The sequence below is a fragment of the Citrobacter portucalensis genome (assembly GCF_002042885.1).
Taxonomy (GTDB): Bacteria; Pseudomonadota; Gammaproteobacteria; order Enterobacterales; family Enterobacteriaceae; genus Citrobacter; species Citrobacter portucalensis.
In genome coordinates this window covers 99,381-122,002 of the sequence record NZ_MVFY01000006.1, presented here as the reverse complement: position 1 = coordinate 122,002, position 22,622 = coordinate 99,381, and the positions used below count along the sequence as shown (strand labels likewise).

General features: G+C 52.3%; 21 protein-coding genes and 1 pseudogene. 12 read left to right on the top strand and 10 right to left on the bottom strand.

The genetic code is table 11. The features are described 5' to 3' along the window. Window positions 1–603 (top strand): cob(I)yrinic acid a,c-diamide adenosyltransferase, encoded by a 603-nt coding sequence (cobO, locus tag BZK40_RS10895; protein ID WP_008784150.1) that lies wholly within the window; start codon window positions 1–3, stop codon window positions 601–603. 82 nt (window positions 604–685) lie between these two features. On the opposite strand, the gene BZK40_RS10890 is transcribed toward cobO, so the two are convergent. Further along, window positions 686–1,588 (bottom strand): LysR substrate-binding domain-containing protein, encoded by a 903-nt coding sequence (locus BZK40_RS10890; protein ID WP_079934624.1) that lies wholly within the window; start codon window positions 1,586–1,588, stop codon window positions 686–688. A gap of 405 nt (window positions 1,589–1,993) precedes the next feature. Here BZK40_RS10890 and cobA point away from each other — a divergent pair, with 405 nt between their 5' ends. Beyond that, window positions 1,994–2,782, top strand: coding sequence for a uroporphyrinogen-III C-methyltransferase (gene cobA / locus BZK40_RS10885; protein WP_003831416.1), 789 nt, complete (start codon window positions 1,994–1,996; stop codon window positions 2,780–2,782). Here the strand turns inward: cobA and BZK40_RS10880 are convergent. After that, window positions 2,761–3,654, bottom strand: a complete 894-nt coding sequence (locus BZK40_RS10880) for a PocR ligand-binding domain-containing protein (protein ID WP_079934623.1) — start codon at window positions 3,652–3,654, stop codon at window positions 2,761–2,763. The genes cobA and BZK40_RS10880 overlap by 22 nt on opposite strands. A 372-nt stretch (window positions 3,655–4,026) precedes the next feature. Here BZK40_RS10880 and otnK point away from each other — a divergent pair, with 372 nt between their 5' ends. The 8 genes from otnK to BZK40_RS10840 are packed head-to-tail and all read left to right on the top strand — an operon-like array spanning window position 4,027 to window position 10,781. Beyond that, the gene (otnK, locus tag BZK40_RS10875) at window positions 4,027–5,283 is read left to right on the top strand and encodes a 3-oxo-tetronate kinase (protein WP_079934622.1); all 1,257 of its coding nucleotides are present in this window, start codon (window positions 4,027–4,029) and stop codon (window positions 5,281–5,283) included. Then, window positions 5,280–5,924 carry a 3-oxo-tetronate 4-phosphate decarboxylase gene (otnC, locus tag BZK40_RS10870; protein WP_008784146.1) on the top strand — a complete coding sequence of 215 codons (645 nt, stop codon included), beginning with the start codon at window positions 5,280–5,282 and terminating at the stop codon, window positions 5,922–5,924. Before otnK ends, otnC begins: the two co-directional genes overlap by 4 nt. A 6-nt stretch (window positions 5,925–5,930) precedes the next feature. Beyond that, complete coding sequence (locus tag BZK40_RS10865) at window positions 5,931–6,740, top strand: DeoR/GlpR family DNA-binding transcription regulator (RefSeq protein WP_008784145.1); 810 nt, start codon at window positions 5,931–5,933, stop codon at window positions 6,738–6,740. Then, window positions 6,721–7,497, top strand: coding sequence for a hydroxypyruvate isomerase family protein (locus tag BZK40_RS10860; RefSeq protein ID WP_079934621.1), 777 nt, complete (start codon window positions 6,721–6,723; stop codon window positions 7,495–7,497). The genes BZK40_RS10865 and BZK40_RS10860 overlap by 20 nt, the downstream gene beginning before the upstream one ends. Window positions 7,498–7,525: 28 nt before the next feature. Beyond that, complete coding sequence (locus tag BZK40_RS10855) at window positions 7,526–8,338, top strand: beta-keto acid cleavage family enzyme (RefSeq protein WP_008784143.1); 813 nt, start codon at window positions 7,526–7,528, stop codon at window positions 8,336–8,338. A 21-nt stretch (window positions 8,339–8,359) separates the two neighbouring features. After that, window positions 8,360–9,706: a bile acid:sodium symporter family protein gene (locus BZK40_RS10850; RefSeq protein ID WP_079934620.1), complete on the top strand. Its 1,347-nt coding sequence runs from the start codon at window positions 8,360–8,362 to the stop codon at window positions 9,704–9,706. 5 nt (window positions 9,707–9,711) lie between these two features. Continuing rightward, window positions 9,712–10,131, top strand: a complete 420-nt coding sequence (locus tag BZK40_RS10845) for a GlcG/HbpS family heme-binding protein (protein WP_060682564.1) — start codon at window positions 9,712–9,714, stop codon at window positions 10,129–10,131. After that, on the top strand, window positions 10,128–10,781 hold the full coding sequence (locus BZK40_RS10840) for an aspartate/glutamate racemase family protein (protein WP_079934619.1): 654 nt from the start codon (window positions 10,128–10,130) through the stop codon (window positions 10,779–10,781). Before BZK40_RS10845 ends, BZK40_RS10840 begins: the two co-directional genes overlap by 4 nt. A 97-nt stretch (window positions 10,782–10,878) precedes the next feature. Here the strand turns inward: BZK40_RS10840 and sucD are convergent, their stop codons facing one another. The 8 genes from sucD to sdhC form a co-directional block, all read right to left on the bottom strand. Next, window positions 10,879–11,748, bottom strand: coding sequence for a succinate--CoA ligase subunit alpha (gene sucD / locus BZK40_RS10835; protein ID WP_003022929.1), 870 nt, complete (start codon window positions 11,746–11,748; stop codon window positions 10,879–10,881). Then, on the bottom strand, window positions 11,748–12,914 hold the full coding sequence (gene sucC, locus BZK40_RS10830; protein WP_003022927.1) for an ADP-forming succinate--CoA ligase subunit beta: 1,167 nt from the start codon (window positions 12,912–12,914) through the stop codon (window positions 11,748–11,750). Before sucC ends, sucD begins: the two co-directional genes overlap by 1 nt. A gap of 90 nt (window positions 12,915–13,004) precedes the next feature. Continuing rightward, window positions 13,005–14,228, bottom strand: a complete 1,224-nt coding sequence (gene odhB, locus BZK40_RS10825; protein WP_003022925.1) for a 2-oxoglutarate dehydrogenase complex dihydrolipoyllysine-residue succinyltransferase — start codon at window positions 14,226–14,228, stop codon at window positions 13,005–13,007. Between the two features lie 14 nt (window positions 14,229–14,242). Next, on the bottom strand, window positions 14,243–17,044 hold the full coding sequence (sucA, locus tag BZK40_RS10820; protein WP_003831411.1) for a 2-oxoglutarate dehydrogenase E1 component: 2,802 nt from the start codon (window positions 17,042–17,044) through the stop codon (window positions 14,243–14,245). Between the two features lie 349 nt (window positions 17,045–17,393). Beyond that, window positions 17,394–18,110 (bottom strand): succinate dehydrogenase iron-sulfur subunit SdhB, encoded by a 717-nt coding sequence (sdhB, locus tag BZK40_RS10815; RefSeq protein WP_003022921.1) that lies wholly within the window; start codon window positions 18,108–18,110, stop codon window positions 17,394–17,396. Between the two features lie 15 nt (window positions 18,111–18,125). Continuing rightward, window positions 18,126–19,892 carry a succinate dehydrogenase flavoprotein subunit gene (sdhA, locus tag BZK40_RS10810; protein ID WP_003831409.1) on the bottom strand — a complete coding sequence of 589 codons (1,767 nt, stop codon included), beginning with the start codon at window positions 19,890–19,892 and terminating at the stop codon, window positions 18,126–18,128. Beyond that, the gene (gene sdhD / locus BZK40_RS10805) at window positions 19,892–20,239 is read right to left on the bottom strand and encodes a succinate dehydrogenase membrane anchor subunit (protein WP_003831408.1); all 348 of its coding nucleotides are present in this window, start codon (window positions 20,237–20,239) and stop codon (window positions 19,892–19,894) included. The genes sdhA and sdhD overlap by 1 nt, the downstream gene beginning before the upstream one ends. Continuing rightward, window positions 20,233–20,637 (bottom strand): succinate dehydrogenase cytochrome b556 subunit, encoded by a 405-nt coding sequence (sdhC, locus tag BZK40_RS10800; RefSeq protein ID WP_003831406.1) that lies wholly within the window; start codon window positions 20,635–20,637, stop codon window positions 20,233–20,235. Before sdhC ends, sdhD begins: the two co-directional genes overlap by 7 nt. Before the next feature lie 383 nt (window positions 20,638–21,020). On the opposite strand from sdhC, the pseudogene BZK40_RS24695 reads away from it, so the two are divergent. Both BZK40_RS24695 and BZK40_RS10795 read left to right on the top strand, forming a co-directional pair. Beyond that, window positions 21,021–21,131: pseudogene (locus BZK40_RS24695) on the top strand (hypothetical protein). 203 nt (window positions 21,132–21,334) lie between these two features. Next, complete coding sequence (locus BZK40_RS10795; RefSeq protein ID WP_060682567.1) at window positions 21,335–22,618, top strand: citrate synthase; 1,284 nt, start codon at window positions 21,335–21,337, stop codon at window positions 22,616–22,618. Window positions 22,619–22,622 lie beyond the last annotated feature (4 nt).

The window sequence follows — 22,622 nt, the reverse complement described above, 5'->3', positions numbered from 1 at the left end:
ATGGAAGCGCGCGCCAATAACGACAGACACCGTCAGCGTCAGCAGAAGCTGAAAGAGCAGGTTGATACCCGCGTAGCGGCGGCAACGGAGAAGAAAGGGATCCTAATTGTCTTCACCGGCAACGGAAAAGGAAAATCCACCGCAGCCTTTGGCACGGCAACGCGCGCAGTGGGTCACGGAAAAACCGTTGGCATCGCGCAGTTTATTAAAGGTCAGTGGGACAATGGCGAGTACAACACCCTGCACCCCCTCGGCGTCGAGTTCCATATTATGGGTACCGGATTTACCTGGGAAACCCAAAATCGGCAAGCAGATATCGAGGCGGCAACGGTTGTCTGGCAGGAAAGTAAGCGCATGCTGGCTGATGCGCATTACGATCTAGTGGTGCTGGATGAACTCACCTACATGCTTGCTTACCACTATCTGGATACGCAAGAGGTTATCAGCGCCATCGAAAATCGTCCTGCCGGTCAGAGCGTTATCGTCACAGGACGCGGATGCCATACGCTGTTACTGGAACTGGCCGATACGGTCAGTGAAATTCGCCCGGTCAAACACGCGTTTGACCGCGGTATTCAGGCACAGGTTGGGATCGACTGGTAGCCGTTCTTTTGCCGGATAACGATGCTAACGCGTCTTATCCGGCCTACCCATCGTTGTAGGCCTGATAAGGCGCAAGCCACCTTCAGGCAGGCGATACCACGGACTTACTGAGCAACCAGTTACGGAAAATCTGTAAATGCTCGGATTCCGATTTCTCTTCACGCCACGTCATAATAAATCGATTCCCGGTACGCATTGGAACATCGCAAGGAATGACCATATCACCGCTGTCCAGATCGTGCTGAATGGCAAAACGTGGGAGCAGCGCAACGCCCAGATTAGAGCGGACCGCCGCGATCAGCATCGATAACAAATCAAATCTCGGACCTTTATTCACCAGCGGACTGCTGACATCTGACAGCGCAAACCACTCCTGCCACCCTTTGATGCGCGTGCTTTGGTGTAAGAGCGGAAATTCGTTTAGTAATTCGTTCACAGCCAGTTTTCGTTTCGGTTCGGCCAGCAAACAGCGACTGCAAACCGGCAGAATTTCCTCTTCAAACAGGTACTCAACCCCTGACCATGGCGAATAAAAGTCTTCGCGCATGATTGCCGCGTCATACTCTCGATTGAGAAAATCACCAATATTCGCCAGGGAATGAATGTTCACGATAATATCAGGATTAAGTTTGTTAAATTCACGCAGGTTTGGGATCAGCCAGTGCGTGCTGAACGTCGGATTCACCGCCAGCTCAATAACCTGTACCGTCGGCTGCCAGGTCATTATCGTCGTCGTATCTCGTTCAAGTTTATTTAACGTTTCTTTAACGATACTTAAATAGTGTTTGCCGGCCGCATTTAAGAAAATGCGTTTTTTGGCATGATTAAATAGCGCGGTATTGAGAAAATCCTCCAGTGCATTTACCTGGCGGAAAACAGCACTTTGTGTCAAAGCCAGCTCTTCAGCTGCCCGGGTATAACTTTCGTGACGCGCAACAACTTCAAAAGTTACCAGCAACTCCGTCTTGGGTATTTTTCCTCTCATAACCTCTTCCATATGCAGCGTACAAAAATAGTTTAATTTATAAAAAATAATTCAAGCTACCCAGATAAGCACCGAGAGTTATATTTTATTTCATCCATTAATGTCATTGATCCAATCCATGATTTACTCACACTGATGGCGGATAAATATTAACCAATAATACTCAAGAGCAGCAATAAACACAATTTAAATAAGGTTAAACCTAAGCAAATGGCGCCAATAAGTTCTTAATAATTTTTCAAGTTATCTTGTTTATTGCAGAAAAAACTTTGCGATATTAATCAATATTATCAGTGCGATAATTTTGGATAATTTCACGTTATAACTTACGGGCAAACGACTGCTTTTTATCATTCCTTGATGTGGTTTCTGCCTTTTTTTGATCGATGTGATAAAGGACACAATGTGAAAACTTTCGGAAAGGTCTGGCTCGTTGGGGCAGGTCCCGGTGATATTTCATTACTTACCCTCAAAGCAATGATGTGCATTAAACAGGCTGATGTCATTATTTACGATCGGCTGGTCAATCCTAAAATTTTGGAATGGGCATTACCTGATTGTCTGCTTATCAATGTCGGCAAAAACCCGGGTTTCCATTGTGTACCGCAGGATGAAATCAATGCACTGCTTGTCCAGTATGCCCAAACGCACAATAATATTGTGCGTCTGAAAGGCGGCGATCCGTATGTTTTTGGACGCGGGGCTGAAGAAGTTGAGGATCTCGTCGAGACAGGCATCCCGTTTGAAGTGGTGCCGGGTATTAGCTCAACCATTGGTGGCCTGACCTATGCCGGGATTCCGGTAACACACCGCGATTTCGCCTCGGGATTTCACGTGGTAACCGGTCATACGCGGGAGGGCAACCAACAGCAGGACTGGCGTCAGCTGGCCAAACTGAATGGTACGCTGGTTATCGTCATGGGTATCGCCAATCTGGCGTTTATCTGTGAGGAATTATTGATGGGTGGAAAATCAGCAGATACGCCTGCAGCGCTAATTATGTCCGCCACCCGCGATAACCAACGCCGACTGACCTGTACGCTCGGTTCACTACTGAGCAAGGCGCAGGAAGCTAACATCCTCCCCCCTGCGCTGATAGTGATTGGTGATGTGGTAACCCTGAGCGATCGGCTCTCTTTTATCCCTGAAGCCATCACGCTGCCGGAAAACCTTTACTGTGACAGTCTGGCATGACGAAAAGACTGGGGCGACGTTTGATGCGCCGCCCGGAAAACACGGCAAAAGTAACTGGTTTGTGCGTATTGGAGTTTCCGGGCAATGCTGTCTATTGAATGAACGGGATCGTGCAATAACTCCCCCGCTTTTTGCATTTTTTTCTGATTCACCCAGGTTTTAAAGTTAACGCCCTGCCGTTTCTTAAAAAAACGGCTGAAATAGTTTGCGCTTAAGCAAACGTGAGCTGCTACGGATTCCAGGGATAATTCACTATATAAATTCTCATCAATATAACGCAACGCTGCCAGAAGCTTTTTCTCGTGTCGGGAAGGCTCTGTAAAATAATGACGCATGTAACTGGTTGGCGGGATAACAAACCCATCAGGTTGTTGCTGTTCTGTCTCAAAATTATCAACAATAAAATTTAATAAATTAGCTGATGCCACCAGCGTATTATTATCGACTACCGCCACCTGACTCCATTCAGCTTTTATTTTTGGTTCATCCATCCATGAGCATTCATTATCAATAACGATAGTTTTATATTCCTGATATTTTGCCCGCACCTGCCCACAGAGCATAAAACCGTACAGATGCTCCTCGCGAATTAATGGCATAGAAAACAGACTTAGCCCTGCGTGGCAGCTGAGTATTCTGGGTTTAAGGTGTTTTAAACCTTCAAAAGCACAATATTTGTCACACTTTTGGCAACTCGTACAATAGCGTTCATCCGCCCGCATTAATGTGCAGAACGAATTAAAGTTATGGCAATCCGAGAGAGTTTTTCCGTTTACATCAACCACAACCGTGGCTAATCCAGTCGCACTGGAGAATACTTTTGCTATCGAGAAAAAACGTTGTAGATAATCATCCTGGATTTTCAACGACACGGTATCCTCCGGCATTAATGAAATTAAAGCCGGTAATATGCAGAATTTAATCAAGAGAAAGAATGATGCTCACCGCAAAAAATAATCTCATTTATGCAGATGATTATGATCAATTGGCAAGAGAGTTAAAGCAACCACGATAATACTCCGCTGCATGCTACTGACTTCGCTTTCTCAAAGATTAACGAATCTTCACACTCTCTTGTGAGACTCTTTTCGCAAAACAAAACATCTTTCTCCATTATTTTCAATAGATTACTCATTTTTACCGTGAATCAATGATGTGCTTATTTGTGATAATCATCATGTGAATGTGAAAGGCCCTCCTGAATAATATGTTCAATTAGCAAACAATCTGAACGGAGTTGATCCATGGCCGTCACCACAGGCGTTATCGCCGACGATTTCACCGGCGCAACGGACATTGCAAGCTTTATGGCGCAGCAGGGGTGGCGCGTTGCGCTACTGCCCGGAATGCCTGATACCACTCAATGCTGGAATGAAGAGGTCGAAGCTATCGTCATCTCGCTGAAAAGCCGCTCATTACCCGCAGAACAGGCCATCGCACAATCTCTGTCCTGTGCCCGCTGGCTGAAACAAAAGGCAGGTGTCCGCCAGATCTATTTTAAATATTGTTCGACGTTCGACTCCACGCCAACAGGCAATATTGGACCGGTCAGCGATGCGTTGATGAACGAGCTGCATACACCCGTGATCGTCCACTGCCCCGCCCTGCCGCAAAACGGGCGCACGGTGGTGCATGGCCATCTTTTTGTAAATGGCGTACTGCTTAACGAATCCGGGATGGAAAAGCATCCGCTTAATCCTATGACCGATGCCAGCCTGCCGCGCCTGCTGAGCGCGCAAACGCCAGGCAAGGTTAGTTGCATCAACCTCACGACGCTGCGTCAAGGTGTGGAAGCGGTCACTAACGCTCTGGCCCAACTTCAGGCTGAAGGTACGCGTCACGTTATCGTCGATACGCTGGATGAAGCAGATCTCACCACGCTGGCGCAGGCACTCCATGCCAGCCCTCTGTTAGCCGGGGGCTCCGGGCTCGGTGGCGCACTGGCCGCCTGCACCGGAACTCAGCAAACCATGCCGCTGGACGCTTTTCCACTACCTGCTAAAACGGTGGTGTTCTCCGGTAGCTGTTCTGCAATGAGTAATCGTCAGGTCAATCGCTATAAGGCCGCAGCAGCCTCTCGTGTACTCGACGTGGCCCGCTGCCTGTCTGATACAGAACGCTACACTGATGAACTGTGTGCCTGGGCGATGACGCATATCAACGACCCATTCGCGCCGATGATATACGCCACCCAGCCGCCAGACGTACTCCAACGCATTCAACAAGAGTACGGCGAACAGAATGCCAGCCAGGCGATCGAACACGCTTTTTCCCGACTGAGCGCAAAGCTACAAGTTGCAGGTGTAAACACCTTTATCGTCGCAGGCGGAGAAACATCCGGCACCGTGGTAGAGGCACTGCAGGTGAAGCGTCTGTCCGTTGGCAAAGCCATTGCGCCTGGCGTGCCGTGGGTATTTTCCTCCGGTCTGGCGCTGGCGCTGAAGTCAGGCAACTTTGGTGATGAAGATTTCTTTTTTACAGCCCAGGAGTACGCATTATGAATCCGGTGAGTGAACACCAACTACGCGAACTACTCGTCCATTATGGCCGTTCCTTGTTTATGCGTGGTTACAGCAGCGGCGGCTCCGGCAACCTCAGCGTCAAATTGCCGGATGGCGGCTATCTGGTGACCCCGACCAACTCCTGCCTGGGTGAGCTTGATCCTGCCACGCTAAGTAGGCTGGATGCCAACGGCGTGCATCTTAGCGGCGACAAACCGTCAAAAGAGGTACCCATGCATCTGGCGTGGTATCGGCATCGGCCATCCTGCGGCGCGGTTGTGCACCTGCATTCTCCATGGCTGACCGCGCTCTCCTGTCTGCCTTGCTCTACGCCAGAAAACTGTCTACCGCCACTAACGCCATACTATGTCATGCGCGTCGGACAGCTACCACTGCTGCCTTATTTCAAGCCCGGCCATGAAGGCATTGCCAGCGCATTGAGTGAAATCGCGGCAGATCATACGGCTGCGTTGCTGGCCAATCACGGGCCGGTAGTAAGCGGTCGCTCGCTGCGTGAGGCGGTGTTTAACGCCGAGGAACTGGAAGACAGCGCCCGCATCTGGCTGACATTAAAACCGCTCGGCTATGTTCCGCTCTCAGAAGAGGCGGTGGCCGAACTTGAACATTCCCGGCAAGCGTGAGGTGACATGATGATCCCCGAGCAACGACGTGATTTTATCTACCGCTATGTGCACGAAAAGAATGCCGCCTCATTTAATGAACTGGCAGATCTGATGAGCGTGTCGCATATGACCGTGCGTCGCGACATTCAGTTGCTGGAAGAAGAAGGCAAAGTTATTGCCATTAACGGCGGCGTAAAGCTCAATAACCTGCTGAAATCCGAACTGCCGTGGCGGGAAAAAGCCGAGTTGAATCATGACGTGAAGCGTAAGATGGGCCAGCTCGCCGCAATGCTCATTGAGCCCGGACAAACGCTGTATCTGGATGCCGGAACGTCGTTGTTTGAAGTGGCGAAAGCAGTGGCCGCCAGCCACTGTTTCAATCTGACGGTCGTCACCAACGATTTTTCCATCAGCCACTATCTGATGGATATGCCACACATTACGCTCTATCACACCGGCGGTCTGGTGGATCAGCGTAACCGCTCATGTCTTGGAAAAAGCGCCGCCAGTTTTCTGCGCACCATTAATATTGATGTGGCGTTTCTCAGTTCATCGTCGTGGGATACCGAGCGCGGCATGTCGACGCCGAGTGAAGGGAAAGCCTCGGTCAAAGAAGCGGTGCTTACCGTCTCCCGGCGTCGGGTGCTGGTCTGTGACAGCAGTAAATTTGGCAAATACGGCATGTTCCACATCTGTGGGCTGGAGCAGTTAACCGACATTATTTCTGATAACCGGTTACCGGAAAATGCGCAGCAGACTATTGTCAGCCAGGGCGTTAAGCTGCATCTGGTTGATGGCCGGGAGGGTGCACGCCATGCTGAAGTTAGCGGCTAACCTCGACTGGTTATTTACTGATTTACCGATAGCGGGTCGATTTCAGGCGGCAAAAGCAGCCGGTTTTCGCGGCGTAGAAGGGCTGTTTCTCTGGCAGCACCCGCTGGAGCATTTGCGGGCCGCTCAGCGGGAAACTTCTCTGCCGGTGGTGCTAATGAACGCCCCGGCTGGCAACTGGGCACAGGGTGAACGGGGACTCGCAGCATTGCCCGGTCGAGACCAGGAATTTCATCACAGCCTGAACGTGGCGCGAGATTACGCCACCGCACTGGGTTGTCGCCGGGTTCACGTTATGTCCGGCTTGCGCTGCAATCACCTGACGCTGCACGCCCAGCGCGACCTCCTGACGAATCGACTGCGCATCGCCTGCGATGTGATGGCAGACGCGGAAATCGATGTACTGATTGAACCATTAAATTCGCAGGATATGCCCGGTTATTTTATTGACAGTTTCCCGCTGGCTGAATCTATCATTCACGAGGTTGGTAAGAAGAATATCGGCTTACAGTTTGATATTTACCACTGTCAGAAAACTCATGGCAACGTGGCGAAAAATATCGAACGCTATTTTACCCTTATTAAACATTTTCAAATCGCTTCTGTTCCTTATCGCCATGAACCGGGAACCGGGGAGTTAAATGAAGCATGGCTATTTAATTTTATAAGAAAAATGAATTACCAGGACTGGATTGGCTGTGAATATCAACCATCAACATCAGGGCCGGAATCATTACGCTGGATAACGCCTTACCTATAATTTTAATATCTCTGTACCGGAGGAAAAAATGTCGGATACTGTTATTATTTCGCTGGCACCCGTTGCCGCAGATTGCCCCAGAGTTATACCCGAAGAACTGGCGCAGGAAATACTCGCCAGCGTAGAACATGGCGCGTCCATCGTCCATTTACACGTTCGCGATAAACAGGGACGCCTGACGCCAGATACTACCGACTTTCAGGCAACCATTGACCGCGTTATGCGCCATTCAAACCTGATTATTCAGGCTTCTACCGGCGGCGTCTCTTCGATGTCCATCGCCGAGCGCTGCGCGCCACTGGCCTGCCCCGGCGTGGAGATGGCCTCGCTGAACGTCGGTTCCGTTAACCTCGGTGATGCGGTGTATTTTAATCCCGGTCCGGACGTGGAATATTGTTCACGGCAAATAACTGAACGCAATATTATTCCAGAGTTTGAAGTTTTTGAAATCGGCATGATTAATAACATCCTGAACCTTGAAGATAAAATAAAATTTCAAAAACCTATGCTCTTTAATATTGTTCTCGGTCACCGCGGCAGTACGCCTGCAACCGTTGATGCATTAATTGCTCTGCGTAGCATGATCCCACGCGACGCCTTATGGGGAATTACTCATTTTGGCAGAAGGAATTTCGATATTATCGCTGCCGCGGTCGCTATGGGTGCCAGTGAAGTGCGAATCGGCTATGAAGATAGTTATTATTTAAGCGCCGAAGAAAAAGCTCAGCATAATTATCAGCAGGTCGCCAAACTCGCTACGCTCATTCGCAGTATGGATAAAAAAGTTGCTACGCCGGAAATTGCGCGGCGCATGTTATCTATTCCACCCCGGCAGCAATAACAACAGCAAGGACATTTCAACATGACTATGACCACTGTTATTCACAAAACCGGACTCGGCGTCAGCGTTGCGGGCGTGGCGCTGGCGATTATCGGCGCGCTCATCCAGTCCACGGCGCTGTGGCAGCCGGGGCTGGTGATGTTCACCGTCGGATTCGCCGCCGGTGCAGGCTACTGGCCTAGTTTACGCAGCTATCAGTTTACGCTGTGGATCATCGCCGGCTTTGTTGCCGCCATGACCTGGTCTACGGATCTGATCGTCTGGGGCGGTTTCAATATCACCCATAAATGGATCGTGTTCCTTGTGATTCAGGCCACCATGTTCAGCATGGGCACCAAGCTAACGATCCAGGATTTTATTGATGTCGCCAAAATGCCGTGGGCAGTTTTTATCGGTACCTTCTGCCATTTCGTGATCATGCCCCTGCTCGGCCTGAGCATTACCCTGATCTTTGATTTTCCGCCTGAAGTGGCGGTGGGCATTTTGTTGATTGGCGCTTGCCCCAGCGGTCTCTCGTCGACGGTGATGGTTTACATCGCCAACGCCAACCTCGCGCTGGCGGTGTCAATCGCCGCAGTCTCAACGCTGGCGGCAACGGTAATGACGCCACTGTGGGTTAATCTGCTGGCGGGTTCGATGATCGATATCCAGCTCACCGCGATGGTGATGGACGTGGTGAAAATCGTATTAATTCCCATCGGAGCAGCAATTCTGCATGACTATCTGAAATCCTATGCAGGCGTGCGCGGACGCCGTGTTGTCCAGATGCTGGCCGGGATCGGCGCAATTTGGCTGCTGTATATGATTGCCGGCGGCTGGGACGCGCTGTTTGGTCATGCCAGCGCCGAAGCGCAGATGTACGCGGTGGTCCTCAACTTCGTAGCAGGCGGCCTCGTTTGGGCATTGTTCTACAACTGGCTGTATGGCCGCGTGGCGGGCGTGAAGAAGGTCATGCCAACCATCTCAATGATGGGGATCATTTTCTTTACCACCACCGCCGCCGCAGCCGGGCGCGACAACCTGGTGCAGGTCGGTTTCCTGCTCTGCTTCGCCATGTTGATGCATAACCTCGGCGGCTTCCTGATTGGTTATCTGATGAGCCGCTGGATCTTCCGCATGGACGTGCAGTCTGCCCGTACCGTGGCCTTTGAAGTCGGCCTGCAAAACGGCGGTATGGCGTCAGGGCTTGCCGCCGCGATGGGCAAACTGGCAACGGTTGGACTCGCATCAGCGGTGATGACACCGCTGGGTAACGTTAGCGGCTCGCTGCTCGCCAACTACTGGCGCAAAAAAGACGCCAGACAGGCGCAGGTAACAGCAGCCAAAGATCCCGTTCAACCTGCTTGCGAAAATCTGTCGAAAGGATAATCACGATGACAACTCTCACTCTGGGACAGGCCCTGCGCGCCGTAACCTGTGCGCTCGAACTCGCCGAAACACGTTATGCAAATCGCCCGTTAAGCGTGGCCGTATGCGATGCCAATGGAGAACTGCTTAGCTTTGCGCGGATGGATAACGCCAAACTGTTAACCATCGAGTTAACCCAGCGTAAAGCGCGCACCAGCAGCCGCCTGGGCTGCACCACGCAGGCATTTTTACAGCGTCTGCAAAAAGAGCAGCTGGATATTAGCTATTTTGCCGATCCGCGTTTTACGGCGCTGCCGGGCGGGATCCCGATTCTGCACCAGGGGAAATGCCTTGGAGCCGTCGCGGTGGGCGGTTTATCCGCGCAGGAAGATCATGATGCGGCGCTGTCCGTCGCAGAAATATTACTTAAGGAGATTGCCCAATGAAAAAGGTCGCCATGCTGCATACCAGTGCAGCCACCCTTGCAATGATGCAACAGCTGATCGCCGACATTATGCCGGAAGTGGAAGTGATGCATCTGGTCGAGGAGTCGATGATTAAACAGGTGATGAAAGCCGGAGGCGTATCACCAAATATTGCCGCCCGCATCGCCGACTATGTGCATATTGCTGAAAAGGCGGACTGCGATATCTTTATTACCGCCTGTTCTTCAATTGGTACTGCGGTGGAGCAATGCCAGTTTATGACTCCACTCCAGCTCGCGCGCATTGACTGCGCGATGGTGGAAGAGGCGATTGAAAAAGGCGAACGGATCGCCGTGTTAGCAACCGTGGCAACCACGCTGAAGCCAACGCTGGATTACGTCCAGCGTAAAGTTCAGCAAAGCGGTAAATCGCGAACCATTACGCCTGTATTAATGGAGGAGGCATTCCACGCGCTGCTGGCGGGAAATATGGATACCCATGACCGTATCGTCAGTGAAGGGTTACAGAGCGCCTTTACCCAGGCGGATGTCGTGATGCTGGCACAGGCTTCGATGGCGCGCGTTTTACAACAGCTCCCTTCCCCGCCGGTGCCGGTAATGACCTCACCGGAAAGCGGAATTCGCTGGTTGAAAACGCTGGCTGAACGCTAAATTCCCGGCAAAAAAAAGGCCATCATCAGATGGCCAACCATGTCGAAACGGGACCAGCCCTTGACTATGCAGAGAGTCAGGGCTGTTTTTTTATTTCTTACTTAATAACGGTTTTCAGCGCTTCGCCGATATCGGCCAGGCTACGAACAGTTTTCACGCCTGCGGCTTCCAGCGCAGCGAATTTCTCATCCGCTGTACCTTTACCACCCGCGATAATCGCACCCGCGTGACCCATACGCTTACCTTTCGGCGCAGTCACGCCCGCGATGTAACCTACAACCGGCTTGGTTACATGATCTTTGATGTAAGCAGCCGCTTCTTCTTCCGCGCTACCGCCGATCTCACCGATCATGACGATCGCTTCAGTCTGCGGATCTTCCTGGAACAGCTTCAGGATGTCGATGAAGTTAGAGCCAGGGATCGGGTCGCCACCGATACCCACACAGGTAGACTGGCCGAAACCATAGTCGGTGGTCTGCTTAACCGCTTCATAGGTCAGGGTACCTGAACGGGAAACGATACCCACTTTACCCGGCTTGTGAATGTGGCCCGGCATGATACCGATTTTACATTCACCCGGAGTGATAACGCCTGGGCAGTTCGGGCCGATCATGCGTACGCCAGCTTCATCCAGCTTCACTTTCACGGTCAGCATATCCAGCGTTGGGATACCTTCGGTGATGGTGATGATAAGCTTGATGCCTGCATCGATTGCTTCCAGAATGGAATCTTTGCAGAACGGTGCCGGAACATAGATAACGGTGGCGGTTGCGCCGGTCGCTTCTACCGCTTCACGTACGGTGTTGAACACTGGCAGACCCAGATGCGTGGTGCCGCCTTTGCCCGGCGTAACGCCACCGACCATTTGCGTACCGTAGGCGATCGCTTGTTCGGAGTGGAATGTCCCCTGGCTACCGGTGAAGCCCTGGCAGATAACCTTGGTATCTTTATTAATTAAAACTGACATTATTTCCCCTCCACTGCGGCAACAACCTGCTGAGCTGCATCCGTCAGACTTTTCGCTGCAATAATATTCAGGCCGCTATCAGCCAGTTTTTTCGCGCCGAGTTCAGCGTTGTTACCTTCCAGTCGTACCACGACCGGAACATTTACACCTACTTCTGCTACCGCGCCGATGATACCGTCAGCGATCAGGTCGCAACGTACGATACCGCCGAAGATGTTAACCAGTACGGCTTTAACATTGTCATCAGAGAGGATAATTTTGAACGCTTCGGTTACACGCTCTTTGGTCGCACCGCCGCCAACGTCGAGGAAGTTAGCCGGTTCGCCGCCGTGCAGCTTAACGATGTCCATGGTGCCCATTGCCAGGCCCGCACCGTTAACCATACAACCGATGTTGCCGTCCAGTGCGACGTAGTTCAGTTCCCACTGTGCAGCCTGCGCTTCACGCGGATCTTCCTGAGACTGGTCGCGCATTTCGCGCAGGTCAGCCTGGCGGAACAGTGCGTTGCCGTCAGCGCCCAGTTTGCCGTCGAGGCAGATCAGGTCACCCTGCTTGGTCACCACCAGTGGGTTGATTTCGATCAGCGCCAGATCGCGCTCCAGGAAGATTGTCGCCAGACCCATGAAGATCTTGGTGAACTGCTGAACCTGTTTACCTTCCAGACCCAGTTTGAACGCCAGCTCACGACCCTGGTAAGGCATCGGGCCTGCCAGCGGATCGAGCGCCACTTTGTGGATCAGGTGCGGGGTTTCTTCCGCTACTTTTTCGATTTCCACGCCGCCTTCGGTAGAGGCCATGAAGACCACGCGACGGGAGCTACGGTCAACAACTGCGCCGAGGTAAAGTTCTTTACCAATGTCGGTCGCGGCTTCAACCAGAATCTGATTTACCGGTTGGCCATGAGCGTCTGTCTGGTAAGTGACCAGACGTTTACCCAGCCAGTGTTCAGCAAAAGCGCGAATGTCTTCTTTGCTGTTTACCACCTTCACACCGCCCGCTTTACCACGGCCACCAGCGTGAACCTGACATTTCACTACCCACGGGCCAGCGCCGATTTTAGATGCAGCTTCTTCGGCTTCACGCGGAGTAGTACAGGCATAACCCACCGGTGCCGGTAAGCCATAGCGGGCAAAAAGTTGTTTTGCCTGATATTCATGTAAGTTCATGTGTTCTGTCCATCCTTCAGGTAATCGTTATCTTTTACCCGTAGGTCTGATAAGCGTCCAGACCTACGGGGCAGGTGATACTCTTATTAACTACACGTCCAGCAGCAGACGCGTTGGATCTTCCAGCAACTCTTTAATGGTTACCAGGAAGCCTACTGACTCACGACCATCGATCAGACGGTGGTCATAAGACAGCGCCAGATACATCATCGGCAGGATTTCAACCTTGCCGTCTACCGCCATCGGACGATCTTTGATGGCATGCATACCCAGGATGGCGCTCTGCGGTGGGTTGATGATCGGCGTGGACATCAGGGAACCGAACACACCACCGTTAGTGATGGTGAAGTTACCACCCGTCAGATCTTCGACCGTCAACTTGCCGTCGCGACCTTTAACTGCCAGTTCTTTAATATTCTTCTCAATGTCAGCCATACCCAGCAGATCCACATCACGCAGGACCGGCGTGACCAGGCCACGCGGCGTGGAGACCGCCATGCTGACATCAAAGTAGTTGTGGTAAACCACGTCATCGCCGTCGATGGACGCGTTCACTTCCGGATAGCGTTTCAGCGCTTCAACAACCGCTTTCACGTAGAAAGACATAAAGCCCAGACGGATACCGTGGCGTTTCTCGAACGCATCACCGTATTGCTTACGCAGGTCCATGATTGGCTTCATGTTGACTTCGTTGAACGTGGTCAGCATGGCGGTAGAATTTTTCGCTTCCAGCAGACGCTCGGCTACGCGTTTGCGCAGACGGGTCATCGGAACACGTTTTTCGCCACGCGCGCCCAGTTGAGCCTGCGGTGCAGGTGCTGCAGCCGGCGCTTTTGCTTCGGCTTTCGCAGCCGGAGCTTTCGCCAGATGTTTTTCAACATCTTCACGGGTGATACGACCGCCGACACCGGTGCCGTTGATAGCGCTGGCTTCGAGGTTATGCTCACCCAGCAGGCGACGGATCGCCGGGCTCAGGGCATCGTTGTTCTGCTCAGCAAGAGACGCCTGCTGGCGCTGTGCCGGAGTAGAATCTTTCTCTTCAGACTTAGCACTGGTTTCTTTACCGGTGCTGTTGCCTTCACGCAGGCGACCGAGGATCTGGCGAGAAGTGACGGTTGTCCCTTCATCTTCCAGAACCGCATCAAGAATACCGTCCGCTGATGCCGGTACTTCCAGTACCACTTTGTCAGTTTCGATTTCTACCAGTACTTCATCACGACGTACTGCATCGCCCGGTTTTTTGTGCCAGGTTGCAACCGTTGCATCCGCTACGGATTCAGGCAGGTCGGGAACAAGAATATCTACGCTACTCATTATTTATCCTTTATTTAATCGACGTTCAGCGCGTCATTTACCAGATCTTGTTGCTGCTTCTGGTGAACGGACATATACCCTACTGCCGGAGAGGCAGAGGCCGGGCGACCTGCATAACGCAGAGCTGACCCAAATGGAATTACTTCACGGAAATGATGCTGGCTGCAGTACCATGCGCCCTGGTTGAGCGGCTCTTCCTGGCACCAGACAAAATCATGTACGTGAGCAAATGGTTTCAGCGCTTCCTGCACCGCTTTATGCGGGAACGGATAGAGCTGTTCGATGCGCACAATGGCGACATCTTTTTGGTCGTTCTTGCGGCGTTGCTCCAGCAGGTCGTAATAAACCTTACCAGAACACATCACGACACGCTTCACGCCTTTAGGATCAAGTTCATCTACTTCGCCAATGGCTGGCAGGAAAGTACCATTTGCCAGTTCGTCCAGCGTAGACACCGCCAGCGGATGACGCAGCAGCGACTTCGGTGACATCACCACCAGCGGACGACGCATACCGCGCAGCGCCTGACGACGCAGCATGTGGTAAACCTGCGCCGGGGTAGACGGGACGCAAACCTGCATGTTTTGCTCAGCGCAAAGTTGCAGATAACGTTCCAGACGCGCGGAGGAGTGCTCCGGACCCTGACCTTCATAGCCGTGCGGCAGCAGCATAACCAGACCGCACATACGGCCCCATTTCTGCTCGCCGGAAGAGATGAACTGGTCGATAACGACCTGTGCACCGTTAGCGAAGTCACCGAACTGTGCTTCCCAGATGGTTAGCGTGCGCGGTTCTGCTGTGGCATAACCGTACTCGAACGCCAGCACGGCTTCTTCAGACAGTACGGAGTCCCATACGCGGAAGGTGCCCTGTCCGTTATGCACATGCTGCAGCGGAGTGTAGGTTGAACCGTTCGCCTGGTTATGAATCACCGCGTGACGGTGGAAGAAGGTTCCGCGACCGGAGTCTTCACCCGACAGACGGACCGGAATGCCTTCGTCAACCAGCGTGGCGTAAGCCAGATTCTCTGCACCACCCCAGTCAAACAGCTTCTCGCCTGCGGCCATGGCCTGGCGGTCGCCGTAAATCTTGGCAACACGCGATTGCATTTCAACCGCTTCAGGTACGGTGCTGATGCGTTTTGCCAGCTCCTGCAGACGCTTCATCTCAACTTTGTTCGGGTAGTTTTCATCCCATTCGTGGTTGAGGTACGGCGACCAGGTGAAGGAGTGCATGTTCATTGGACGCCACTCTTTCACTACGCATTCGCCAGCATCCAGCGCGTCACGGTACAGATTGACCATCTCGGTCGCATCTTCCAGCGTGGCGACCTTGTCCGCTTCCAGCTTATCAGCGTAGATTTTGCGTGGGGTCGGATGCTTTTTGATTTTCTGATACATCAGCGGCTGGGTTGCGCTCGGCTCGTCGGCTTCGTTGTGGCCGTGACGGCGGTAGCACACCAGATCGATAAAGACATCGCGTTTAAAGGTATTACGGAAATCCAGCGCCAGGCGGGTCACGAAAGCGACCGCTTCCGGGTCATCCGCGTTCACGTGGAAAATCGGCGCCTGAACCATCTTACCGATGTCGGTACAGTACGGTGTAGAACGCGCATCCAGCGGGTTAGACGTAGTGAAGCCCACCTGGTTGTTGATAACGATGCGAACGGTACCGCCCACTTCGTAACCACGCGCTTTCGACATGTTCAGGGTTTCCTGAACCACGCCCTGCCCGGTAACTGCCGCATCACCGTGAATGGTGATTGGCAGGACTTTATTGCTGCTCGGCTCGTCCAGACGATCCAGACGCGCACGTACGGAACCGATAACCACCGGGCTAACGATTTCCAGGTGCGACGGGTTAAACGCCAGCGCCAGGTGCACCAGACCGCCTTCGGTTTCGATATCTGACGAGAAGCCCATGTGGTACTTCACGTCACCGGTGCCGAGGTGTTCTTTATGTTTGCCCGCAAATTCGTCGAACAGTTCCTGCGGGCGTTTGCCCAGTACGTTAACCAGAACGTTCAGACGACCACGGTGCGCCATGCCCAGTACCACTTCACGGGTACCGCTGTTACCGGCGTGGCGGATCATCTCTTTGAGCATTGGGATTAACGCATCGCCGCCTTCCAGCGAGAAGCGTTTCGCGCCCGGGAACTTAGCGCCCAGGTAGCGTTCCAGACCTTCTGCTGCGGTCAGTTCACTGAGAAAACGTTTCTTCTCTTCGCTACTGAATGCGGCACGGCCAGACTCGATACGCTGCTGAAGCCAACGTTTTTCTTCGGTGCTGGTGATGTGCATATACTCGGCGCCAATTGGGCCGCAGTAGGTTTGTTTCAGCGCAACAACCAGGTCGCTCAGCTTCATCGTGTCTTTGCCGCCGGCAAAAGAACCTACGTTAAAGCTTTCCTGGAAATCCGCATCGGTCAGATCGTGGAAAGACGGGTCCAGATCGGCCACATTTTCTTGCTGCCACAGTCCCAGCGGATCAAGATTCGCATGCTGATGACCGCGGAAACGATAGGCGTTAATGAGCTGCAGGACTTTAACCTGCTTCACATTGGCATCAGGGTCGGAAATAGAAGAAGAGTAACGTGGGGTAATCAACGCCTGTCGACGGAAATAATCACGTGTTTTTGAGTGAAGTTGATCCGGTTTGACTCCGGTACCAGGTAACTGCTGGAACGTCGAACGCCAGTTAGCATCTACCGAGTCAGGGTCGGTTAAGAAGTCTTCATAGAGCTGTTCTATCCAGCTCTGGTTAGAACCAGAGAGGTAAGAAGAGTCCAACCAGGCTTTCAAAGCGCTGTTCTGCATCGTGATCCCTTAAGCATTTGTATGCTTACTTCGCCGTGGATACTACCACGCACACCGATGTGCGTGCCGGGGTTCACTTGTTGCGGACTGTCGTGTCATCTGCGTCCGCTAAGGAACCTTTAAAAACTGTCTAATAATGTGGCAGTTTTTAGAGGTTTCCTGCACTTAAATTGCCTGATGGCGCTTCGCTAATCAGGCCTACAAGGTACGTAACCCGTAGGCCGGATAAGACGCTACGTCGCATCCGGCAACCATTGCCTGATGGCGCTTCGCCTATCAGACCTACAAGGTACATAACCCGTAGGCCGGATAAGACGCTACGTCGCCATCCGGCAACCACTACAACTACTTACGCACTACGTTTGAGCAGCATCGACTTAATATGGCCGATGGCGCGCGTCGGGTTCAGTCCTTTCGGACATACGCTGACGCAGTTCATGATGCTATGGCAGCGGAATACGCTGAAAGCGTCACTTAAACCTTCCAGGCGGCTGTCGGTCTCGGTATCGCGGCTATCAATTAAGAAGCGATATGCTGCCAGCAGGCCTGCCGGGCCAATAAATTTGTCCGGGTTCCACCAGAATGATGGGCAGGACGTTGAGCAGCATGCACACAAAATACATTCATACAGCCCATCGAGCTTCTCACGCTGCTCTGGCATTTGTAAATGCTCACGAGCTGGCGGATTTTTCCCATTATTCAACAAGTAAGGCTTAATCTTCTCATACTGTGCGTAGAATTGCCCCATGTCTACCACCAAATCGCGCACAACCGGTAAACCCGGCAGCGGGCGAATGACAATTTTTTTGCCCGGCTGATTCAGCGCAGAAATAGGAGTGATACAGGCCAGTCCATTTTTGCCGTTCATGTTCAGACCGTCGGAGCCACAAACCCCTTCACGGCAGGAGCGACGAAACGACAGCGACGGATCTTTTTCTTTCAGCTGCATCAATGCATCCAGCAGCATCATGTCGCGCCCTTCTTCCGCCTCCAGGGTGTAATCCTGCATGCGCGGAGCGTCGTCAACATCCGGGTTATAGCGATAAACTGAAAACTCGAGTTTCATTGTCCTGTCTCCGCATTAATAAGTACGAATCTTCGGCGGGAATGCCGGGCGCAGCTTCGGTTCCATATTGACTTGACGTCGCGTCATGGATTCCGACTCTGGCAGGTACAGGGAATGGCACAGCCAGTTTTCATCATCACGTTCCGGGAAGTCGAAGCGGCTATGCGCGCCACGGCTTTCGGTACGGAAGTTTGCAGATACTGCAGTGGCGTACGCGGTCTCCATCAGGTTATCCAACTCCAGACACTCAACGCGCTGTGTGTTGAACTCGCTGGAGGTATCGTCCAGACGGGCATTTTTCAGGCGTTCGCGGATCGCTTTCAGCTCTTCCAGACCTTTCGCCATCGCATCGCCTTCGCGGAATACCGAGAAGTTATGCTGCATACATTCTTGCAGCGCTTTGCGAATCGCCACCGGGTCTTCACCGTTACGGTTACCGTTCCAGCGGTTCAGACGCGCCAGAGAAGCGTCGATTTCATCTTCGGTCGCATCCAGCAGGTCACCCTGCTCAGCGATGGACTCCTGCAGATGCAGACCAACCGCACGACCAAATACGACCAGGTCCAGCAGCGAGTTACCGCCCAGACGGTTGGCGCCGTGAACCGATACGCAGGCGATTTCGCCGACGGCAAACAGCCCAGGGATCACCACATCTTCGCCCTGCTCATTCACGGTCAGCGCCTGGCCAGTTACTTTGGTCGGAATACCGCCCATCATATAGTGGCAGGTTGGGATAACCGGAATCGGCTCTTTGACCGGGTCAACGTGAGCAAAGGTACGGGACAGTTCGAGAATACCCGGCAGACGGGATTCCAGCACTTCTTTACCCAGGTGGTCGAGTTTCAGTTTGGCGTGCGGACCCCACGGGCCGTCGCAGCCGCGACCTTCGCGGATTTCGATCATAATGGAACGCGCCACCACGTCACGACCCGCCAGGTCTTTCGCATTCGGGGCATAACGCTCCATAAAGCGCTCGCCGTGTTTGTTCAGCAGGTAGCCACCTTCACCACGGCAGCCTTCTGTTACCAGAACGCCTGCACCGGCGATACCGGTTGGGTGGAACTGCCACATCTCCATATCCTGCACTGGCACGCCAGCGCGGATAGCCATACCAACACCGTCACCGGTATTGATGTGGGCATTAGTGGTGGACTGATAAATACGGCCAGCACCACCGGTCGCCAGCACGGTCGCGCGGGCTTTGAAGTAAACCACTTCACCGGTTTCGATACACAACGCGGTACAACCGACAACTGCGCCATCGGCGTTTTTCACCAGGTCCAGCGCATACCACTCGGAGAAGATGGTGGTATGGTTTTTCAGGTTCTGCTGATACAGCGTGTGCAATAGTGCATGACCGGTACGGTCGGCCGCTGCCGCAGTACGTGCCGCCTGCTCGCCGCCGAAGTTCTTCGACTGGCCGCCAAACGGACGTTGATAAATTGTGCCATTGTCGAGGCGAGAGAACGGCAGCCCCATGTGGTCCAGCTCCAGAATCGCTTCCGGACCGGTTTTACACATATATTCAATAGCGTCCTGGTCACCAATGTAGTCCGACCCTTTAACGGTGTCGTACATGTGCCATTCCCAGTTATCTTCATGGGTATTACCGAGCGCAACGGTGATGCCACCCTGCGCGGATACGGTATGGGAACGGGTTGGGAACACTTTGGAGAGCAGCGCACAGGTCTGACCGCTCTGGGAAATTTGCAGCGCCGCGCGCATACCTGCGCCGCCGGCACCAATCACAACAGCATCAAATTCTCTGACTGGCAGTTTCATTACACACCCCACACCACAACAAATCCATAAATGACGTAAACCACCAGCGCAACGACGATAGCCAGTTGCAGAATCAGGCGCACAGCCAGAGGTTTAACGTAGTCGGTCAACACCTGCCACATGCCGATCCAGGCATGAATCAAGATGGAGAAAAGTGCCAGCAGGGTGAAGACTTTGGTGAATGCCGATGAGAAGAAACCGGTCCAGACTTCATACGTCAGCTCGCCGCTGGTGGCGAAGAAACCGACCATATAGATGATGTATAACGTCAGAACGATAGCGGTAGCACGGACCAGAATGAAGTCATGTACGCCGTTGCGTCCTAATGCGGAGGCGTTGCTTACCATACGAGGACTCCTGCGAGAAGTGAAAGCACGACAATGATAACGAAACAAATTTTGGCGGAGCGTGTCCCTGCTTCGAGGGTTTCTTCGATATAGCCAAAATCCATCAACAGATGGCGAATGCCCATTACGGCGTGATATGCCAGCGCAATCAGGATCCCCCACAGAATTAACTCCACAAAGAAGTTATTCATAATGGATGACGCGGTGAGGAAACCTTCAGGGGAGGAAAGGCTGGTACCCAATAACCACAACAGAATCCCGACCGCCACAAAGGTGATCACTCCGGATACGCGATGGAGAATGGACGCTATCGCCGTGATTGGGAACCGGATCGTTTGCAGATCCAGATTGACAGGTCTTTGTTTTTTCACATTTCTTATCATGAATAACGCCCACATGCTGTTCTTATTATTCCCTTTAGACTTCGGGTACAGAAGATGAAGACACCTGTAGCCTGAAAGACGACGGGATTTCCTTCCTCCGGTCTGCGTGCGGGTCAGACAGCGTCCTTACTATAACTACGCGTCATATAAAACACTGCTTCCAGATGCTAAAACGACACGTTACAACGCTGGTTGGCTCGGGATTGCAGGGTATTCCGGAGACCTGGCGGCAGTATAGGACGTTCACAAAATCATTACAATTAACCTACATATAGTTTGTCGGGTTTTATCCCGAACAGTGACATAGGTCACGATAACAACATTATTTTAATTTTTAATCATCTGATTTGACAATCATTAAACAAAGTTGTTACAAACGACACCAGAAAAAGCATATAATGCGTAAAAGTTATGGGGTCACTCTTTCACCGGAGATTTAGTTATGTAACAGTGTGGAAGTATTGACCAATACCTTCAGGACAGTTATTAGTGATAGACAGGTTAAATAATTCGGATTGCTAAGTTCTTGATTTGCAGTTTATTCGCCATGAAAAGACCGTTTTACCTGCAAGCGCCCATAGCTCTGTACCCAGGTCATCCCCTCTTTCGCAGAGCGGCGAGCCAAATAACAAACTGGTAACGGTTTATTGATGCACGAAGGCAAATTTAAGTTCCGGCAGTCTTAAGCAATAAGGCGCTAAGGAGACCGTAAATGGCTGATACTAAAGCAAAACTCACTCTAAATGGTGACGCTGCTATTGAACTGGATGTGCTGAAAGGTACGCTCGGTCAAGATGTTATTGATATTCGTAGCCTTGGCTCAAAAGGGATGTTTACTTTTGACCCAGGTTTCACCTCTACCGCATCCTGCGAATCCAAAATTACTTTCATCGACGGTGACGAAGGTGTTTTGCTGCATCGCGGCTTCCCGATTGACCAACTGGCGACCGAGTCCAACTATCTGGAAGTGTGTTATATCCTGCTGTACGGCGAAAAACCGACGCAGGAAGAGTACGACGAGTTCAAAACCACAGTCACTCGCCATACCATGATCCACGAGCAGATCACCCGTCTGTTCCACGGTTTCCGCCGCGACTCTCACCCGATGGCCGTTATGTGCGGTGTAACCGGAGCGCTGGCAGCGTTCTATCATGACTCGCTGGATGTAAACAACGCGCGTCACCGTGAAATCGCCGCCTTCCGCCTGCTGTCCAAAATGCCAACCATGGCAGCGATGTGCTACAAATATTCCATCGGGCAGCCGTTCGTGTACCCACGTAACGATCTCTCCTACGCCGGTAACTTCCTGAACATGATGTTCTCTACGCCGTGCGAAAAATACGAAGTGAATCCGATTCTGGAACGCGCAATGGACCGTATCTTAATCCTGCACGCTGACCACGAACAGAACGCCTCAACCTCTACCGTACGTACCGCGGGCTCTTCTGGCGCTAACCCGTTTGCCTGCATCGCGGCAGGTATTGCTTCCCTGTGGGGACCGGCACACGGCGGCGCAAACGAAGCTGCGCTGAAAATGCTGGAAGAAATCAGCTCTGTTAAACACATTCCGGAATTTGTTCGCCGCGCGAAAGACAAGAATGATTCCTTCCGCCTGATGGGCTTTGGTCACCGTGTTTATAAAAACTATGACCCGCGCGCTACCGTCATGCGTGAAACCTGCCACGAAGTGCTGAAAGAACTGGGTACCAAAGATGATCTGCTGGAAGTGGCGATGGAACTTGAGCACATTGCGCTCAACGACCCGTACTTCATTGAGAAGAAACTCTACCCGAACGTAGACTTCTACTCCGGCATCATCCTGAAAGCGATGGGTATTCCGTCCTCCATGTTCACCGTGATCTTCGCCATGGCACGTACCGTTGGCTGGATTGCACACTGGAACGAAATGCACACCGACGGCATGAAAATCGCGCGTCCGCGTCAGCTGTACACCGGCTACGACAAGCGCGATTTTAAGTCTGCTATTAAGCGTTAATTGT

Coding starts and splice junctions, on each gene's coding strand:
- cobO (WP_008784150.1), top strand. CDS start 1: ATGGAAGCGCGCGCCAATAACGACAGACACCGTCAGCGTCAGCAGAAG.
- BZK40_RS10890 (WP_079934624.1), bottom strand. CDS start 1,588: ATGAGAGGAAAAATACCCAAGACGGAGTTGCTGGTAACTTTTGAAGTT.
- otnK (WP_079934622.1), top strand. CDS start 4,027: ATGGCCGTCACCACAGGCGTTATCGCCGACGATTTCACCGGCGCAACG.
- otnC (WP_008784146.1), top strand. CDS start 5,280: ATGAATCCGGTGAGTGAACACCAACTACGCGAACTACTCGTCCATTAT.
- BZK40_RS10865 (WP_008784145.1), top strand. CDS start 5,931: ATGATGATCCCCGAGCAACGACGTGATTTTATCTACCGCTATGTGCAC.
- BZK40_RS10860 (WP_079934621.1), top strand. CDS start 6,721: ATGCTGAAGTTAGCGGCTAACCTCGACTGGTTATTTACTGATTTACCG.
- BZK40_RS10855 (WP_008784143.1), top strand. CDS start 7,526: ATGTCGGATACTGTTATTATTTCGCTGGCACCCGTTGCCGCAGATTGC.
- BZK40_RS10850 (WP_079934620.1), top strand. CDS start 8,360: ATGACTATGACCACTGTTATTCACAAAACCGGACTCGGCGTCAGCGTT.
- BZK40_RS10845 (WP_060682564.1), top strand. CDS start 9,712: ATGACAACTCTCACTCTGGGACAGGCCCTGCGCGCCGTAACCTGTGCG.
- BZK40_RS10840 (WP_079934619.1), top strand. CDS start 10,128: ATGAAAAAGGTCGCCATGCTGCATACCAGTGCAGCCACCCTTGCAATG.
- sucD (WP_003022929.1), bottom strand. CDS start 11,748: ATGTCAGTTTTAATTAATAAAGATACCAAGGTTATCTGCCAGGGCTTC.
- sucC (WP_003022927.1), bottom strand. CDS start 12,914: ATGAACTTACATGAATATCAGGCAAAACAACTTTTTGCCCGCTATGGC.
- odhB (WP_003022925.1), bottom strand. CDS start 14,228: ATGAGTAGCGTAGATATTCTTGTTCCCGACCTGCCTGAATCCGTAGCG.
- sucA (WP_003831411.1), bottom strand. CDS start 17,044: ATGCAGAACAGCGCTTTGAAAGCCTGGTTGGACTCTTCTTACCTCTCT.
- sdhB (WP_003022921.1), bottom strand. CDS start 18,110: ATGAAACTCGAGTTTTCAGTTTATCGCTATAACCCGGATGTTGACGAC.
- sdhA (WP_003831409.1), bottom strand. CDS start 19,892: ATGAAACTGCCAGTCAGAGAATTTGATGCTGTTGTGATTGGTGCCGGC.
- sdhD (WP_003831408.1), bottom strand. CDS start 20,239: ATGGTAAGCAACGCCTCCGCATTAGGACGCAACGGCGTACATGACTTC.
- sdhC (WP_003831406.1), bottom strand. CDS start 20,637: ATGTGGGCGTTATTCATGATAAGAAATGTGAAAAAACAAAGACCTGTC.
- BZK40_RS10795 (WP_060682567.1), top strand. CDS start 21,335: ATGGCTGATACTAAAGCAAAACTCACTCTAAATGGTGACGCTGCTATT.